General features: G+C 50.5%; 11 protein-coding genes. 7 read left to right on the top strand and 4 right to left on the bottom strand.

Annotated elements, in window-relative coordinates:
• Positions 1-20: 20 nt before the first annotated feature.
• On the bottom strand, positions 21-791 hold the full coding sequence (locus DHN43_RS15160) for a motility protein A (RefSeq protein ID WP_008551696.1): 771 nt from the start codon (positions 789-791) through the stop codon (positions 21-23).
• Between the two features lie 199 nt (positions 792-990).
• The gene (locus DHN43_RS15155) at positions 991-2,004 is read right to left on the bottom strand and encodes a KpsF/GutQ family sugar-phosphate isomerase (protein ID WP_057461829.1); all 1,014 of its coding nucleotides are present in this window, start codon (positions 2,002-2,004) and stop codon (positions 991-993) included.
• Positions 2,005-2,246: 242 nt separating this feature from the next.
• Here DHN43_RS15155 and DHN43_RS15150 point away from each other — a divergent pair, with 242 nt between their 5' ends.
• The 4 genes from DHN43_RS15150 to DHN43_RS15135 all read left to right on the top strand — a co-directional run bounded on the left by DHN43_RS15150 (position 2,247) and on the right by DHN43_RS15135 (position 7,929).
• On the top strand, positions 2,247-3,758 hold the full coding sequence (locus DHN43_RS15150; RefSeq protein WP_208995435.1) for an outer membrane beta-barrel protein: 1,512 nt from the start codon (positions 2,247-2,249) through the stop codon (positions 3,756-3,758).
• A gap of 203 nt (positions 3,759-3,961) precedes the next feature.
• Entirely contained in the window at positions 3,962-5,179 is a 1,218-nt protein-coding gene (locus tag DHN43_RS15145; RefSeq protein ID WP_063319662.1) for a lytic murein transglycosylase, read from the top strand.
• Positions 5,180-5,241: 62 nt separating this feature from the next.
• Complete coding sequence (locus DHN43_RS15140; protein ID WP_208995434.1) at positions 5,242-6,402, top strand: SGNH/GDSL hydrolase family protein; 1,161 nt, start codon at positions 5,242-5,244, stop codon at positions 6,400-6,402.
• A gap of 186 nt (positions 6,403-6,588) precedes the next feature.
• A complete protein-coding gene (locus DHN43_RS15135) occupies positions 6,589-7,929 on the top strand; it encodes a methyl-accepting chemotaxis protein (protein WP_208980703.1) in 1,341 nt (446 codons plus the stop codon).
• Positions 7,930-8,672: 743 nt separating this feature from the next.
• Here the strand turns inward: DHN43_RS15135 and DHN43_RS15130 are convergent.
• Together DHN43_RS15130 and gltB are read right to left on the bottom strand one after the other, a co-directional pair.
• Positions 8,673-10,106 carry a glutamate synthase subunit beta gene (locus DHN43_RS15130; protein ID WP_063290280.1) on the bottom strand — a complete coding sequence of 478 codons (1,434 nt, stop codon included), beginning with the start codon at positions 10,104-10,106 and terminating at the stop codon, positions 8,673-8,675.
• Positions 10,107-10,117: 11 nt separating this feature from the next.
• The gene (gltB, locus tag DHN43_RS15125; RefSeq protein WP_208995433.1) at positions 10,118-14,848 is read right to left on the bottom strand and encodes a glutamate synthase large subunit; all 4,731 of its coding nucleotides are present in this window, start codon (positions 14,846-14,848) and stop codon (positions 10,118-10,120) included.
• A gap of 675 nt (positions 14,849-15,523) precedes the next feature.
• Here gltB and DHN43_RS15120 point away from each other — a divergent pair.
• From DHN43_RS15120 to DHN43_RS15110, 3 genes are all read left to right on the top strand, one after another.
• Positions 15,524-15,817: a BufA1 family periplasmic bufferin-type metallophore gene (locus DHN43_RS15120; protein ID WP_057461822.1), complete on the top strand. Its 294-nt coding sequence runs from the start codon at positions 15,524-15,526 to the stop codon at positions 15,815-15,817.
• A gap of 97 nt (positions 15,818-15,914) precedes the next feature.
• Complete coding sequence (gene bufB / locus DHN43_RS15115) at positions 15,915-16,817, top strand: MNIO family bufferin maturase (RefSeq protein ID WP_108819135.1); 903 nt, start codon at positions 15,915-15,917, stop codon at positions 16,815-16,817.
• Complete coding sequence (locus DHN43_RS15110; RefSeq protein ID WP_063291069.1) at positions 16,801-17,637, top strand: HvfC/BufC N-terminal domain-containing protein; 837 nt, start codon at positions 16,801-16,803, stop codon at positions 17,635-17,637. Before bufB ends, DHN43_RS15110 begins: the two co-directional genes overlap by 17 nt.
• Positions 17,638-17,706: the final 69 nt, after the last annotated feature.

The following is a 17,706-nucleotide window of genomic DNA, read 5'->3' as shown; positions in this document are numbered from 1 at the left end:
TCTCTCCCTTGCCCGAAGGACTAAGCTGCCGCTTCAATCATGTCGCTGCGGCCTTTTTCTGGGATATAAGCCAGCAACATTTCACGGATCAGCGATGGGCTTTTGCTTTCACGAATCTGCAAAACGCCGTCGATGACGAGGGTTTGGTTTAGCTCTTCCTGCTCAAATTTGGAGTCCAGTTTATCGGCGACTGGGATACACACAACGTTTGCGATGAGTGAGCCGTACAGAGTAGTCAAAAGCGCAATTGCCATGGAGGGGCCGATTGTGGATGGATCATCCATAGTTGCAAGCATCTGTACCAGGCCGACAAGCGTTCCGATCATTCCAAAGGCGGGAGCTGAATCGCCAAGTGCACGGTATACGCGGGCGCCTTCATTCAAGCGGGTCAGGTAGAGATCCCGCTCTTTTTCCATTGAGTCGCGAATGAGGTTGTAGTCGTAACCGTCAGCCACATACTGCATGCCTTTGGCGAGTGTCGGTTCCTCAATCTCGACATTCTCCAGACCGAGAGGGCCTTCCTTGCGAGCCGTTTCTGCAAGATGAGCGATATTCTCGACAAGTTCGCGAGGCTCGATCTTCTTATGGGTGAAAGCGAGTTTTGCTCCCATTCCAAAAGCACTTAGCAACCCATTTAGCGGGAATCTGACGAGTGTGGCTGCGAGACCGCCACCAACCACGATCAAGATGGAAGGAAGGTCAACGAACTGGCTGAAGCTTCCACCCAGAAAGATAGCTATCAGCACAGTTACGCAAGCAGCGATAACGCCGATTATCGTGGCTAGATCCATTTAGCTTACCCGAATGTGCGCCTTTGATGAGGCAATTTAACTAGTGTTAATTTGGGGTATTAAGGCTAACCAAATCCTAATAAATGGGAAAAATTGGGTTGTGCTGTTGGAAGATGTGAACCAAATGGATGGCTATGAGAATCAAAATGCCCGAGGATGAACACATCTCGGGCATCAAAGAGCTTGTTCCAAGTGCGGGTCAGGCCGCTCCGATTTTCAGAAGATCAAGTGTGCGGATGATTCCAACTGGCTTATCATTACTGACAATGAAGAGTGAGCTGATCTTGAGTGAGTTCATTACTTCCAGTGCTGATGGCGCCAGAAGTGTTTCTTCAATTGTTTTTGGATTGTGCGTCATGACATCCTCAACTTTCATATCGAGAAAGTTCGGGCTGATATGGCGGCGTAAGTCACCATCCGTGATGACGCCAATGAGTACTCCATCATTATTGGTAATGCCAAGAACGCCAAATCCCTTTTGGGTCATCAAAACGAGAGCTTCTTTCATAAGCATACCGTTTTGAGCGACTGGTAGATGATCACCTGTGTGCATGACATCTTTCACATGCATCAGACTTGCGCCTAGTTTGCCGCCAGGGTGGTAGACCTTAAAGTCTTGAGCTGTAAAACCTTTTGCTTCCAAGAGAGCAATTGCGAGAGCATCTCCCAGGGCGAGCTGAATTAAGGTGCTGGATGTGGGAGCCAATCCATGAGGGCAAGCCTCTGGTACTTTAGGCAATGTTAGACAGATATCTGAGGCTTGACCAAGTGCACTAGCTGCGTTGCGGGTGATAGCGATCAACGGCACCTTAAAACGGCGTGTGAAGCCGAGGAGGCTTGCAAGCTCTTGGGTTTCGCCAGACCAGGACAGTGCAATAACCACATCATCTTCGGTGATCATGCCAAGGTCACCGTGGCTTGCTTCGCTTGCGTGTACGAAGAAAGCGGGCGTCCCGGTGGACGCTAACGTTGCAGCTAGCTTGGTACCAATGATCCCGCTCTTGCCAATACCAGAGACGATTACGCGGCCTTTTGAGTGAGCAATTGTCTCTACCGCTTTTGTGAAAGGCTCTGCCAAGCCGTTGGAAAGACTTGCCTGTAACGCGTTGAGCGCAGCAATCTCGGTTTCAATTGTCTTTGCAGCGGAGTGTATCCACTCATCAGCCGGGCGCAGGGGACGGTCTTCATGCGTTAGAAATGATGGCATATGCATTTGGCACTACTTCTTAGCTTTGCTCTCAGGAGCACAATGACGCTTTTGCAGCAAGATTCCTGCACTAAATAAGAGTGCATTGTGAACACTCTGGGGCAAGACTTGGTTTCCCCTCTACCAAATCTGAATGGATAAAACAATCAGAGGTAGAGAGTCTCTTTGCAAGGAAACGTTAACCATGTTCGGCGAGTGTGGGGCTTGTTGAATTTCCTTCATTTGAAGGTGGATTGCTGGAATATTTTATGTGGTTGCGCCCTGATGTTTTGAAGAGCATTCAAAACAGGTCAATTCTGACCTGTGTTTTGATGCTGGGCGCATTTCCGTGGTGCTATGCAGTCGCGCAAACCAGTGATCTGGAGTTCAGGGATAGCCTCACTTTTGAGAATGATCCGAGTGCGGATTTTGAAAATCCCTCAGAAACGGATGCAGCGCCCTTTGAACAGTTGATTGAAGAAGGACCACCAGGTACCGCAACTCAGCCTCCTGTTCCGACTGTTAGCCAGCAACTCACTGGTACTGGTCGCAGGAGTAGGGCAGCCAAGTTTTCGGAGAGAGTTGCAGCTGCTTCTCGTCTTTCACGACCCGTTGGTGGAGGGGGGAATTCTGATGAGGGTGTTTTTGATGGAGAGACTGTTCAGGACCGTCCTGTTGGCATTCAGCTTGGGTCGTTACGCCTGACGCCGTCGTTTGATGCTGGCCTTGGCTGGACCGACAATGCTGAGCAGGCCAATGGCGGTACGCCGGATGGGTTTTATGAAGTTGATGCGGCAGTTGGTGTGGTTTCAAATTGGGAGCGGCACGGACTCGGGTTGGAGCTTCGGGGTAGCCTTCGCGCTTTCTTTAGTGAACCTGACAATAACCAGCCTGTTGTCACCGGTCGTGGGAATGTGCGTCTCGATCTGAGTGATCTGACAACTGCCGGTATTGATGGTGTTTATTCATTTTCGAGAGAGGAGCGGTCTTCTGCTGAGAATGAGGCGTCGACTGGGCGTACCAATTCTGTGCAGGAAATTGGTGGTAGGGTCTCACTCAGCAGGCAAGTTTCGTTGGTTCAGCTGCGTGGCGGCATTGGTGTGGACCGTACGGTTTACGGCGGGCAAATGAGCAGTTCGCAGCCTCGCGATAATACTGTATATGACGCCACTCTGCGTACATCGTTTGATAATGGGGCTGCATTTGAACCTTACTTAGAAGGTGGATTTCTTGTCCGGAAATACGATCAAGATTGTAGTGGTGATCCATCCTGCTTCGACAGAACATCGCGTGGTTACTTTGTAAAATCCGGTCTTCGTGTTGATCGTGGACCTAAGCTTCGGGGGGAGTTTGGGGTTGGTTATCGGGCTGAGTATCTGGATGACAACCGCCTTGATGCTTTGCAGGGGCTGATTTTCGATGGAGCTTTTGTTTGGTCTCCTACACGCCGGGATACTGTGACCGTTGGTGGAGCAACCAGCTTTAGCGGTACGAATATCAGTGGAGCTTCTGGTTCAGTTCTTTATGCGGGTGATGCTCGGTATGCACATCAGTTTACTCAGGACCTGGTTGGTGATGTCCAGTTTGGCTACACTTACAGGACGTATCAAGGGGTAGATATTGTTGAGCAGGAGGGAACTGGATCCTTCGGCTTGGTGTGGGCTTTCTCCAAGGATGCAGCACTGCTTTCTCGTTATACGTTCCGTGCGTTTGAGAGCTCCTCGCCAAATAGCAACTATACGAGCAGCCTCATTGAAGCTGGCCTTCGGATAAGACGCTGAATTCTTGAAGTGTTTTGGAGCGCGTTAATTTTTCAGAGATGCATCTAGTAAAAATTGACAAGCTTAAAAAGGGGTTTTGATTAAAAACGGCCTTTTTTTTACCATGGTTGACAGTCATGGCAGTAATGCCTCCGAGGGCTAAGCAAAAAGATTGCGCAAAGTGCGCCTAACAACCTCCCATTCGGGTGACTGGAGAAAGCAGCATGCGATTTTCTTCTTTGCCAGCTGTCCTGTGCGCTGGGTTTCTATTTTTCAGTAACTCCTACGGCTTTGCTCAAGGGAGTGATTTTCAAAAATGGATTGCAAGCTATAAGCGGACTGCTGTAGCTCAAGGCGTTAACGCTCAACTCTATGACCGTGTCTTCAAGGGGATGACCCCTGATCCACGAATTAAGAAGAGTGCAGAGAACCAACCTGAGTTTACGCGTGCTATCTGGCAGTATCTGGATAGCGCCGTTTCAGAGGATCGGGTGCTCCACGGGCGCCGCATGGTGGATGAATGGTCTGGTTGGCTTGATAAGATCGAGGCCAAATATGGCGTAAACCGTCATGTCGTGCTGGCGATTTGGGGGATGGAAAGTTCATATGGGCGTATTCTCGATAATACATCGATTGTTCGTTCAACGCCTCGTGCTCTCGCGACACTGGCTTACAATGGTGGCCGTCGCGGAAAGTATGCACGCAAGCAGCTTATTGCTGCTCTTAAAATCCTTCAAAATGGTGATGTTTCGCCTACGCAAATGCGTGGGTCTTGGGCGGGCGCCATGGGGCATACGCAGTTCATCCCGACGACTTATCAGGCCTATGCAGTTGATATTACGGGTGACGGAAAAAGAGATATCTGGAATAGCATTCCTGATGCGCTGGCTTCAACAGCAGCCTATCTCAACAAGATGGGTTGGCAGTCAGGGCAGACCTGGGGCTATGAGGTTACTCTACCGAAGAACTTCAATTACCGCTTAAGCAACCAACGCAAACAGCAGTCTGTTGTGAGTTGGGGCAAGCTTGGTGTGAAGCGGGCGAATGGCTCGAAATTCCCACGTGGCGCTGACATGGCGCGGCTTTATACACCTGCTGGAGCGAAGGGGCCTGCGTTCCTGCTGCTCAAAAATTTCTATGTGATCAAGCGCTATAACAACTCAAGTGCTTATGCGCTTGGGGTTGGGCACCTTTCTGATCGATTGTTGGGGCTTTCTGGTTTTGCTGTGGAATGGCCGCGTGGTGATCGCCCTCTGACATTTAGCGAGAAAAAAGCGCTTCAGAAGGGGCTTTCCGAGAAGGGTTATAAACCTGGAGCTGTAGATGGAAAGATTGGTCAGAGGACCCGTCAGGCTATTCAGGCTTATCAAAAAGCGTCGGGACTGGTTCCAGATGGTCACGATTCAATAAAGCTTCTTAATAGGTTGCAAGGTAGAACATAATCGGGTTTCCTAATGGCAGGAAACCAATGCTGGTGGTTGGTTCCTGCTGGAGACTCGCGATTATGCAACGATCCTTTTTGTCCTTTGTGTTTGTAGCACTGATAAGCCTTTGCTTTGTCAGTGTTTCTGTTGTGCCCGTTGAGGTTGCAGCTCAGGTGAGAACCAACAGCACAGGCGCCCCCAAAAAAGGCAACAAGTCATTCTTTGGCTGGTTGTTTGGTGGGGGAAATAAAAGAATCGAGCAGGCGAATCCTACAAGGAAGAAGCGACGCAGAAGTACAACGCGAAAAAGCCGTAGTGCTGGCGTTGCTGCAGTCAACACTCCCAAGATCGTTGAGAAAGAAAAGAGTAAGGACGCTAAGGTCCTTCTGGTCATTGGTGATGATCTGGCGATGGGATTGGCTGATGGTTTGAAGGCCGTGTATGCTGAAACGCCTTCGATTAAAGTCAAGAAGCTTGTTTATCCTCAAACTGGACTTGTTGCAGATAAAAATCCGGACTGGCCGGAAGACGTGACAGCTGTGCTGAAGAGCGAAGATGTGGGTCTTGTGGTTGTTTCTCTGGGGGCACGCGATAACCGGAACATCAAGGTTGTAGCGCAAGGTGTAATTGATGGGCAGCCTGCCAGCTACGCTGAGGAATTGCAGTTTCAAGGGGAAGAGTGGAAGAAAGAATACCGCTTCAGGACAGCGTCCTTGGTTGCAGCCGTCCGGAATGAGCAATTGCCTCTGATTTGGGTAGGCCTTGCGCCTGCAGAAGAGTATCTTACGAGTGCTAACTTCAGCTATCTCAATGATTTGTTCAAAGAGCAAGTTGAACCAGCTGGAGGTATCTTTGTCGACATTTGGGCTGCCTTCCAAAGTGAAGAGGGGGAATATACGCCTCATGGCCCGGACATTACTGGTAAGCGCCGCCGATTGAGGGCGAAGGATGGGGTCTACTTTACCTGGGCTGGATACCGCAAAGTCGCTTACTTTGTTGAACGAGAAATAGCACGCATATTTGGTAGTGCGACGGCCTTCATTTTTGAAGGTGTGAAAGATGATCCGAACTTTATTGTTTTGACCGGTCGTCTAACGTCTCCTGAAACTAAGCTTATCGGGCCTGATGATAAAGGCGGGAAAGCTGCTGCGGGAAGTGATCTGTTTAAGCTGACTGTATCTGGAGAAGTGCTGCCAGAAGTTTCTGGTCGAGCTGACGATACACGTTGGACTGGATTTTAATATTCGAAGTATTTTTTATTGATCGAGCTTTGAATATTAGCGCAGATTCAAGAATTTCTGCAGAAAATTAAATTTTATCGCTGTTTTTTCGAAAATGTATGCAATTCACAGCCTCATGGTAGTGTTCTGTTTACATACATGGGTAACATTACTCACATTAAACTTATGGGTGAAGTGGGGCTATTGATGGTTACCCAACCGCATGTTTTTAAGCTGTCGATGGTAGGCAAGTTTGTCTTGGTCGTATTTCTGGCCATGTCAATCATGTCGCTCGGCACGCTGTTTTCCTTTGTCACAATATACGATGCGTTGACGTCTGCTCTGGGAGATGAGGCGTTAAGGTCGCAGCTTATGTCAGATCATGGGCAAAGCGCGCTAGAGTCGCTGCTTGTCGACAATCTCATGTACATTGTGATGGTCTGTGCGCCTGTGGGGGCTCTGTTCTTTGTTGTGGCTGTCGTCATTGCACGGGGCATGCGAAACAACATGGCTGCGTTGCAACGTGGTCTGGATGCCCTGGCTGAAGGAGCATTGGACACTGAGATCAAATGCATAGAACGTGGAGATGAAATCGGGGCGATTGCTCGTTCTATTGCTCAGTTCCGTGTTGTGCTGAAAGATAGGGCTGAAGCAGATGCAAAAGCAAAAATACAGCAGGAGCTGGAACTTGCAGATGCACGCAAACAGGCCTTAGCCAGTGTTGCACAGGAGTTTGAGGCTTCAGTTGGTCATGTCGTGCATGATTTGCTGGAGATCAGTCAGGCCGTGGAGACACGCTCCAGAGAGCTGGATGCGAGCGTGCAGGGTGCTCACAGTGCCATGACATCTTCCAGTGATGTCGCGCAAACTACACAAACCTCTGTGAAAGCATTGGCTGAAGCGGCAGAAGGTGTGTCGCGTTCTTCGGGAATGATTGGTGATAACACCACACAAGCTGCCCGTTTTGCGCAGGATGCAGCCGTGCATGCGCACAAGACCAATGAGATTGTTGGGCGTTTGGTGGAAAGCGGGAAGGCTATTGGTGAGGTGATCGAGCTGATTGATCAGATCGCTGACCAGACTAACCTGTTGGCATTGAATGCAACAATTGAGGCAGCGCGCGCAGGGGAAGCTGGGCGTGGCTTTGCTGTGGTTGCAAGTGAGGTGAAAAACCTTGCTGGCCAAACCTCTAAAGCCACCGAAGAGATTTCAACACAAGTTGAGTCGGTGCAAAAGGTTGCAGAGCAAGCTGTGACAGCGATCCGCTCAATCGGAGAGACAATTGAGCAGATCAATTCCTTATCAACTGGCATTAATGAAGCTGTTGGTGATCAGAAGCAGGCAACTGAGGATATCTCTCGGGATCTGAATAGCGCGCACCAGAATGTGTCGCAGGTCGCGACAGACATGCTGGATTTGGATAGTGGGTTTCAGGGCACAAAAGATGCTTCGAATGACCTGCATCAGGCCGCTGGAAAGCTGGGTCATCTCTCCGAGAACTTACGATCTGAAGTGGCAAGCTTCCTGGAGAATGTGAAAGCAGCTTGATGTTCTTTGCATGCCTGCGGGTAAACGATGGTGAGTGGTATTTGAAAAAACTTATCCCCCTTAAGCAAATATGCCCTCATACTAATCCCATGCCCACGTGACGGGCAGCTGGCGGACCGTCCGTCAGCGTGTCGTGGGCTGGGTGGGGCTTTTGAGAGAGGTAACGCATCTTTCAAAGGTCCGGTGGAACCGATTTTCAGACGTGACTGCATGGTCTGAGAGGAAGGGCCCAAGCTTGAGGGGCATCACGCAGTGGCATTTGCTGGTCAGAGCAACAAATGTCAGGGACAGAGGACCTGTTTAGGCCGGGAAACTTGCCAAAGCAAAGCCGTTGTCTTTCCAGGAAACTGGCTATCGTGTCTTTCAGGATAAGAGGCGATGTTGTCCATATCAAAATGCCCGGGCAAGGCACGTAGCCAATGCCAAAGACTCATTTCTAACAAGTAGCGCAGGTGTTGCCTGCTGCCTTGCTCATCCCGACCTTCGGGAATTCTCGTTTCACCACTGCATGGGAGGTCATGCGGGGCTTTTAGTGCTTGCAAGTTCAACTCAGAATGTATGAGTGAGAAAGAATAGAGCAACATCAAAAAACCCCGGAAAGCGGGGCTTTCCGGGGTTTTAGTACTTCATTGTCGGCTAAAGCAGTTCGCATTTTGGTTGAAACATCTGAACTGCTTTAGCCTTTGTTTTTGCGTATCTTTGTCCGAAAACCGGTTCCCACTTTTCGGCGATACGCTGTAAGATTATCGTGGCAGATTGGAAGAGCCTGTCAGGAACTCGTCGATTGAACGAGCGGCCTGACGACCTTCGCGGATAGCCCAGACCACAAGGGACTGGCCTTTGCGCACGTCACCAGCTGCAAAGACCTTTTTGATGGAGGTCTTGTAGTCTTCGGTGTTTGCTTTCACGTTGGTGCGCGGGTCCAGCTCCAGATCGTCACCAGCTTCTTTGACGTAAGTTTCCATGTTTGGGCCTGAGAAGCCAATGGCTGCAAGAACAAGATCTGCCTTGAGAATGAATTCGGTTCCTTCAATCGGAACACGTTTTTCATCTACACGAGCACATTTTACGCCTGTTACGTGACCGTCTTCATCACCTACGATTTCGAGCGTTGCCGCGGAGAACTCACGTTCTGCGCCTTCAGCCTGAGAAGTTGAGGTACGGAACTTCGTTGGCCAGTATGGCCAGAACTGGTTCTTATCTTCCTTCAGTGGTGGCATCGGACGGATATCCATCTGGGTTACAGACAGAGCGCCTTGACGGAAGGATGTCCCAACGCAGTCAGATGCGGTGTCACCACCGCCGACAACAACAATGTGTTTGCCACCAGCCCAGTATGGCTCTTCGCCCGATACATCTTCACCACCAACACGGCGGTTCTGCTGTACGAGGAATGGCATCGCATACATCGCACCTTTGAGATCCATGCCCGGAATGCCTGGATCGCGCGGGCGTTCTGCACCAGTGCAAAGCAGTGTTGCATCGTGACGTGTGTGGATCTCTTCAAACTCTACGTCTTTGCCGATTTCACAACCGTAGTGGAAGGTTACGCCTTCTCCTTCCAGCTGTGCTACACGGCGGTCGATATAGTGTTTTTCCATCTTAAAGTCAGGAATACCATATCGCATCAAACCACCAGCACTCGGCTCGCGTTCGTAAACATGAACTGTGTGACCAGCGCGCGCTAACTGCTGAGCAGCTGCCATACCTGCAGGACCAGACCCAATAACTGCAACAGTTTTACCTGTCTTGGTGGCAGCTGGTTCGGGCTTGATCCAACCTTCCTTAAAGGCGCGATCAGCGATTGCTTGTTCGACAGTTTTAATCGCGACCGGAATGTCTTCCAGATTCAACGTGCATGCTTCCTCGCATGGAGCTGGGCAAATACGGCCCGTGAATTCAGGGAAGTTGTTGGTTGAATGCAGATTGCGTGATGCTTCTTCCCAGTCCCCTGCAAATACCAGATCATTCCAATCGGGGATCTGGTTGTTTACTGGACAACCGGCAGGACCGTGGCAAAACGGAATGCCACAATCCATACAACGAGCTGCCTGACGCTCCACTTCCGGCTGCGAGAGCGGGACAGTGAATTCGCGAAAATGGCGGATGCGATCTGATGCCGGCTGGTAGTTTTGCTCCTGCCGGTCGATCTCCAAAAAGCCAGTTACCTTACCCATGTCTTCCCCTCTTATTCCGCAGCCGCGAGGCCCAGACGCGCAGCTTTCATTTCTTGAAGCGCGCGACGGTATTCAACCGGCATAACTTTCACAAACTTCGGACGCCAGTTCTCCCAGTCATTCAGAATATTCTGAGCTTTGGTGGAACCAGTATACTTCACGTGGTTTTCAAGAATGAGACGCAGACGTTCGTCGTCGTGGCGTGTCATGTCAGCTGACAGATCCACACGTCCTTTGTACTCGATGTCGCCGCCATGGTGATGCAGCTTTTCGAGCAGGTCGTCTTCTTCTTGCACGGGCTGAATGTCTACCATTGCAAGGTTACAACGGGAGCCAAAAGTACCATCTTCGTCCAATACGTAAGCAACACCACCGGACATGCCTGCTGCGAAGTTACGGCCAGTCTGACCGATTACAACAACAACACCGCCGGTCATGTATTCACATCCGTGATCGCCAACACCTTCAACAACCGCAGTTGCTCCGGAGTTACGAACTGCGAAACGCTCGCCGCCAACACCACGGAAGTACACCTCACCGCTGGTTGCTCCGTAAAGAACGGTATTCCCAACAATGATGGAATTTTCCGGCACGATGCGAGTGTTTTCTGGTGGGCGTACGATAATGCGACCGCCTGAGAGGCCTTTGCCTACATAGTCGTTTGCATCGCCTTCAAGATCGATCGTCACGCCCTTGGCAACGAACGCACCAAACGCCTGACCAGCCGTACCTGTCATAGAGATATGGATGGTATCGTCTTTGAGGCCTTTTGCACCGTAGCGTTTAGCAATCTGACCAGAAAGCATTGCGCCAACGGAACGATCAACTGACTTGATCTTTGCCGGGAACTCAACTTTTTCTTTGCTTTCCAGTGCTGGCATCGCGTTGCGAATGAGTTCACGGTCCAGAACTTCGTTGATTGGATGTTCTTGAAGCTGTGACCAGCGGCTTTGTTCCTGGGCCGCATCTGGACGATAGAAGATCCTTGAGAAATCAAGGCCTTCAGACTTCCAGTGATTGATCGCAGTTTCTTTGTCGAGCATGTCGGAGCGACCGATGATTTCGTCCAGTTTCCTGACGCCGAGTTCTGCCATCAAGCCGCGAAGTTCTTCCGCTACATAGAAGAAGTAGTTGATGACATGTTCCGGAGTGCCTTTAAAGCGCTTCCGCAGAACCGGGTCCTGGGTCGCAATACCAACCGGGCAGGTGTTGAGGTGACACTTACGCATCATCAAGCAACCAGCTGCGATCAGTGGAGCAGTTGAGAAGCCATACTCATCTGCACCCAGAAGAGCGCCAACAAGTACGTCACGGCCTGTGCGAAGACCACCATCAACCTGCAAAGCGATACGGGAACGCAGGCCGTTGAGAACGAGCGTTTGCTGTGTTTCAGCAAGGCCCATCTCCCATGGAGAACCAGCGTGCTTCAAAGAGGTGAGCGGAGATGCGCCTGTGCCACCGTCAAAGCCTGAGACCGTGATGTGGTCTGCGCGCGCTTTGGCAACACCTGCTGCAACTGTTCCAACACCAACTTCAGACACCAGCTTGACTGAGATATCTGCCTCTGGATTCACGTTCTTCAGATCGTAGATCAGCTGCGCCAGATCTTCGATTGAGTAGATGTCGTGGTGCGGAGGAGGTGAAATCAAGCCTACGCCCTGTGTGGAGTGACGCGTCTTTGCGATCACTGCATCCACTTTATGGCCTGGCAGCTGTCCGCCTTCACCCGGTTTTGCACCCTGAGCGACCTTAATCTGGATCATATCAGAGTTGACCAGATATTCGGTTGTTACGCCAAAGCGGCCTGATGCAACCTGCTTGATTGCAGAACGCATTGGGTTTGGAGATCCGTCCGGCAGTGGGTTGAAGCGTTCGGCTTCTTCGCCACCTTCACCAGTATTGGATTTGCCGCCAATCTTGTTCATGGCAATCGCAAGCGATGTATGAGCTTCGCGAGAGATTGAGCCGAAAGACATCGCACCTGTTGAAAAGCGCTTTACGATGTCTTCTGCGGACTCAACTTCATCGATGTTGACTGGACGGCGTCCCAGCTCTTCTGCTGATTTGATGCGGAACATGCCACGGATTGTGTAACGGCCAGAGGCTTCGTTCACTTCCTTGGCGAATTCCAGATACTTTTCAGGCAAGTTGTTGCGTACTGCATGCTGAAGTGTGGCGATGCTGTCCGGGGTCCACATGTGGTTTTCGCCACGGGTCCGGTATGCATATTCACCGCCAACGTCCAGCGAGCGACGCAGAACAGGAATATCCTCAAATGCATCGTGGTGACGAACAACAGTCTCTTCAGCAACTTCTTTCAGGCCGATGCCTTCGATGGTTGTTGCTGTACCGAAGAAGAATTTTTCTACAAATTCTGAATTCAGGCCAACCGCATCAAAGATCTGCGCACCACAGTAAGACTGATAGGTGGAGATGCCCATCTTGGACATGACTTTGAGCATGCCTTTGTTGATGGCTTTGATGTAGCGAGAGACAACTTCATGCTCATCCACTTCCTCAGGGAAAGACCCTTCAGAGTGCATTGAACGGATTGTTTCGAATGCGAGATAGGGGTTGATTGCCTCTGCACCATAACCGGCCAGAACGCAGAAGTGATGAACTTCGCGTGCTTCACCCGTTTCAACGACAAGACCCACTGAGGTACGAAGGCCTTTGCGGATCAGGTAGTTGTGAACAGCAGCTGTCGCCAATAGTGCAGGAATTGCAATGCGGGCACGTGAGATTACGCGGTCAGACAGGATGATGATGTTGTAACCACCATGAACAGCCTTTTCAGCGCGGGCACATAAGCGCTCGAGAGCATCTTCCATACCCTCGGTACTCTTCTCAGCAGAGTAGGTGATGTCGAGGGTTTTGGTTTGGAACTGATTGTCTTCAATGTCACCAATAGCGCGGATCTTTTCCAGATCAGCATTGGTGAGGATCGGCTGACGTACTTCCAGACGTTTGGAGGTAGAAAGACCTTTCAGATCAAACAGGTTCGGACGTGGTCCAATGAAGGACACGAGGCTCATCACCAATTCTTCACGGATCGGATCGATCGGTGGATTGGTTACCTGCGCAAAGTTCTGCTTGAAGTAGGTGTACAGAAGCTTGGACTTGTCTGAGAGGACGGACACAGGTGTGTCAGTACCCATAGACCCCAGTGCTTCCTGACCAACAGTTGCCATTGGCTGCATGAGAAGCTTGATGTCTTCCTGCGTGTAACCAAAGGCTTGCTGACGGTCGAGAAGGGTTTCACCTGCAACCGGCGCGCGTTCACGTACGGATGGAAGGTCTTCAAGAACCATCTGCGTGCGATGCAGCCAGTCTTTATAAGGGTTTGCCGTGGAGAGTTGGCGCTTGATTTCTTCGTCAGAAACAATACGACCTTCTTCCAAATCGATCAGAAGCATTTTACCCGGCTGGAGACGCCATTTCTGAATGATCTTCTCTTCTGGAATGTCGAGAACACCAACTTCAGAAGACATAACCACGAAGTCATCATCAGTGACGATGTAACGGGCAGGGCGCAGACCATTACGATCAAGCGTTGCGCCAATCTGACGACCATCTGTGAAGGCTACCGCTGCAGGTCCGTCCCATGGTTCCATGATAGAGGCATGGTATTGGTAGAAAGAGCGACGGTTTTCGTCCATCAGCGGGTTGCCGGCCCACGCTTCCGGGATCAGCATCATAGCTGCATGCGCAAGGGAATAGCCGCCAGTAGTGAGGAATTCCAAGGCGTTATCGAAGCATGCTGTGTCAGACTGACCTTCGTAAGAGATCGGCCATAGTTTGTTGATGTCGTCACCAAATGCAGGAGAGGACACAGATGCCTGACGGGCTGCCATCCAGTTTACGTTGCCGCGCAAGGTGTTGATTTCACCGTTGTGCGCAACCATGCGGTATGGGTGAGCCAGATCCCATGACGGGAAAGTGTTGGTTGAGAAGCGCTGGTGAACCAACGCCAGCGCAGAGATAAAGCGCTCATCACGCAGATCGTCATAGTAAGCGCCAAGCTGGTACGCGAGGAACATGCCTTTGTAGACGATGGTGCGGCTGGAGAAGGAAACGACGTAGAAGCCTTTTTCTACGCCCTCAGATTTCTCGCGCACTACGTTGGAGATCACTTTGCGCAGGATAAAGAGGCGGCGCTCCAGAATATCGCCATCAGTATTGTTTGGGAGAGTTACAAACAACTGACGGGAAACAGGTTCTGTCGCTGCAATATCCGGTGCTTTCGACAAAGAAGAATTGTCGACCGGAACATCACGCCAGCCTAATACTTCAAGACCTTCATCAGAAACACATTCCGCAACGATGCTTTCACATTGCTCGCGGAGCTTTTTATCTTGTGGAAGGAAGAAGAACGCAACGCCGTATTCGCCAGCTTCTGGAAGATCGAATCCGATCTTCGAGCATTCTTCTTTGAAAAACTCGTGTGGGACCTGGGTCAGCATACCTGCACCGTCGCCCATCAATGGGTCAGCGCCAACTGCGCCGCGGTGTGTCAGGTTTTCAACGATCTGAAGGCCGCTTTGTACCACGTGGTGAGATTGTGCGCCTTTGAGGTTAGCTATAAAGCCGACGCCACAGGCATCGTGCTCTTTGGCTGGATTGTAAAGCCCCTCAGTGGCAGCAGTGCGGAGTTTTTCCGTAACGGTGCCTGTGGTGGTAGCTCGGGTTTTCATAGGTTCCCCCCCACTCATATGCATCGTGTTTCCTCCTTTTTCTGCCATTTTTGGCCTCACTTTCGCTCATCTCAATGTGACCGGTTAAGGTCACTTCCTCGTTCGGGTCGCGGGGAGGTCTTCCTCGCGGCTCGTTCGAAGCCCCGGCACGGCTTGCCCCGGATCTGTCGAATGAAGCACGGCCTCTTTATACATAGGGCCGCCCATTCGGAGTTTCCTCCGATCTATCTTACCCCTTTGGCGAGTGCATTGCGATATGTCCGCATGGCACACATTTGGGGGAGAATGTCGCGGCGTTGGGAACGCGCCTACATCCTTCTCTTTTGCGTTGTGTGGATCTCTTAGGTGGATCGCTTGGAAGCTGTCTTCCAGATTGTCATCAACGCATGCGGGATAATAAGGACAGCACTCCTGTCCTTTTCCGCGTCGCGAACATGCCAGATTTCAGAGGGTAGAGCAAGAGCGTTTCAGAAAGTCTTTATTTCTATTCTTTTAATTTTATTAGGCCGATTGTCGCATTGGCATCTAAAACTCAAGTTAGATGCAATAATATTTCAACTATTCACGAACCTGTGAGGACGATGATCTCATTTTATTGATTTAATCGCGTGAAAATAACATGTGTTTGATTTCCCATTGATCGAGTTTTTTGTCAGAACTGTCTTCAGAGGCGAACCAAACCTGTTGAACACATCGCCGAATTTCAATTTGAGGAGTTTTGAAATGTCCAAAAAAACGTTGTCCGCTGCTGTACTTGCAACCGCTGTTACTGCTGCTGTAGCTGGTGCAAACATTACTGTTGCTGAAGCTGCTTCTAAAGAAAAATGTTACGGCGTTTCCCTTGCTGGTGAAAACGACTGTAAAGCGGGCGCTGGCACCACTTGTGCAGGTACTTCCACTGTTGACTATCAGGGCAATGCTTGGACCCTCGTACCAACCGGTACATGTGAATCCATTGAAGTCCCAGGTGACCGTAAAGGTTCTTTGACTGAACTTTCCCGCGATCTGCCTCACTAATCGCTTTACTTTACAATATACTGCGTTGCACCGGGGCGGGTTTTTCCCCTCCGGTGTTTCTTTAAGAAGAAGTCATAATATAGAACGAGGTACTGATATGTGCGCGCAAAGAGTCAATGCAAAACTACCTGCACGAGGTGGCGTGGGCTTAAAAGCTGATCATTATCATCGTATTCTCAATGACAAACCTGATATGGGCTTCTTCGAAATTCACGCGGAAAACTATATGGGTGCCGGTGGTCCTCCACACGGTTACCTTGAAGCGATCCGACGTGATTATCCTATCTCTCTTCATGGTGTCGGCTTGTCTATTGGCGGTGCTGATCCACTGAATAAGGATCACCTTTCTCGCGTGAAAGACGTCGCTGATCGTTATGATCCGGGCCTTTTCAGTGAGCACCTGGCCTGGTCAACGCACGACACCGAGTATTTCAATGATCTTCTGCCTCTGCCTTACACTGAGGTGACATTGCAGCAGGTCGTCGACCATATTGATGAAGTACAGACCTTCCTTGGTCGTCAGATGTTGCTTGAAAACCCAAGTGCTTATGTGATCTTCAAGGAGAGTACCTATGAAGAAACTGAGTTTCTTCGCGAGATTGTAAAACGAACTGGCTGCGGATTGCTGCTGGACGTGAACAATGTCTTTGTTTCTGCGACGAACTCTGGTGGCTCTCCTGAAGATTATGTGGACCGATTCCCGGTTGAGCATGTTCAGGAAATTCACCTTGGCGGGCATGCACCAGAAACAGACGAGCTGGGCTATCCTCTTCTAATCGATGCACATGATCGTAAAGTTGCTGATCCTGTGTGGGCGCTTTATGCGCGGACAATTGACCGGACTGGTCCTCAACCGACTCTTATTGAGTGGGATGCGAATATTCCGACCTGGGAAATTCTCGCTTATGAAGCTGAACAGGCGGATGTGGTGATACAATCTCACATTGAGACGCAGGCCCAAGCCTCTGACAAGCGGGGTGATCATGTCCCAAGCGCCTGATAGCACTAAGGAAAAGATTGCGTTGAAAGGTTTTGGCGTTCCTTTGCAGGATTTGCAGTCGAACATGCAAGGTTTTGACATGTTTTCGGATGGGCTGATGAATCCAGCTGTTCCTGTGCCCGATGGGGTTGTAGGGCGAGATGGTCATCCCTCTGAGAAGCGTTATGGCGTTTATCGCAATAACGTAATGGCGAGCTTGATTGATGCGATGGCTGCCAACTTTCCAGCAGTACATGATTTGGTCGGGCGTGATTACTTCCGGGCACTTGCTGCGGAGTTCGTTCGTAAGCATCCGCCAGAGCAGCCGGTACTGAGTGAGTTTGGGGGCAAGTTCTCTGAGTTCATTGGCGCGTTTCCTCCACTCGCGGACTATCCCTATCTGAAAGATGTTGCTGCGCTGGAATGGGCATGGCTGCGTGTTTACCACGGGCCAAATGCGACGCCTGTTGCGCCGGATGTGTTATCCAAGATTGATCCAGCAAAACTAGGGGATGCGGTGTTTACCCCTATCCCTGCACATAGACTGATTTACTCCCGTTTTCCGCTTAGCGAGATCTGGAAACAGAACCGCTCGGAAGATGTGGAAGGCATCACTCCAGAGGCTGATCAAGTGATTTTGATTTGCCGACCAGATATGGACGTGACACTGACCGGATTGGCTCAGGACGTAGCGGCATTCGCTGATTTACTGTTCTTTGGCAAGACATTGGGAGAAGCTGCAGAAGCGGTTTCATCCTCTTACAAATTCTTTGATCTGTCGCAGGCATTGGGCTGCCTGCTGAGCGCACGCGTGTTCGCGAGCGTGGACGTCAAAGCTTAATATTGATTGCGAGGGGCCGGGCGGTAAGGCCCCCGAGTGGTGGAAAGCACCAGAGGAGGAATCCGATGA

Origin of the sequence: Pseudovibrio sp. Alg231-02 (assembly GCF_900143565.1) — a bacterium.
Taxonomy (GTDB): Bacteria; Pseudomonadota; Alphaproteobacteria; order Rhizobiales; family Stappiaceae; genus Pseudovibrio.
The sequence above is the reverse complement of the archived record's forward strand: the minus strand, read 5'-3'. Positions and strand labels throughout refer to the sequence as shown.